The 604-nt window shown below is 48.8% G+C and carries 1 protein-coding gene; it reads right to left on the reverse strand.

What is annotated here, in order from left to right; genetic code table 11:
• Positions 1 to 604: aminoacyl--tRNA ligase-related protein (locus tag B3182_RS15785; protein ID WP_349677945.1), on the reverse strand; the 604-nt coding region annotated here is incomplete at both ends.

Raw genomic sequence — 604 nt, forward strand, 5'->3', positions numbered from 1 at the left:
ACAGCATTTGCAGAATTTTTTCAGCTTGTCCGGTCAATTGCTCATGCGCTTCAGCCGAGGCTTCCGGTGCAACGATTTGTACCAGTTCGACTTTTTCGAATTGATGCTGACGAATCAGACCACGCACGTCACGCCCATGCGATCCGGCTTCACTGCGAAAACACGGTGTATGAGCGACAAACTTCAATGGCAACTGTGCAGCATCAACAATACTGTCACGCACAATGTTGGTTACTGGAACTTCAGCGGTTGGAATCAGATAGAGCTGGCCATCATCAACGGCAAACAAATCTTCGGCAAACTTAGGCAATTGTCCGGTACCACGCAATGAATCAGCGTTGACCAGATAAGGCACGTAGGTTTCAGTATAGTCATGCTCGGTAATATGAGTATCCAGCATCAACTGGATTAATGCCCGTTGCAGACGGGCCAGTTGTCCGGTTAACGTTACAAAACGCGCACCCGTAATTTTGGCCGCCGTTTCAAAATCCATCTGCTGCAGACCGGCGCCCAGATCCACGTGATCTTTCGGTTCAAAATCAAATTGACGCGGCGTACCCCAACGAGAGACTTCTACATTGTCGTTTTCATCTTTACCGGCAGT

It is taken from the genome of Methylophaga sp. UBA4204 (assembly GCF_002379485.1).
Taxonomy (GTDB): Bacteria; Pseudomonadota; Gammaproteobacteria; order Nitrosococcales; family Methylophagaceae; genus Methylophaga.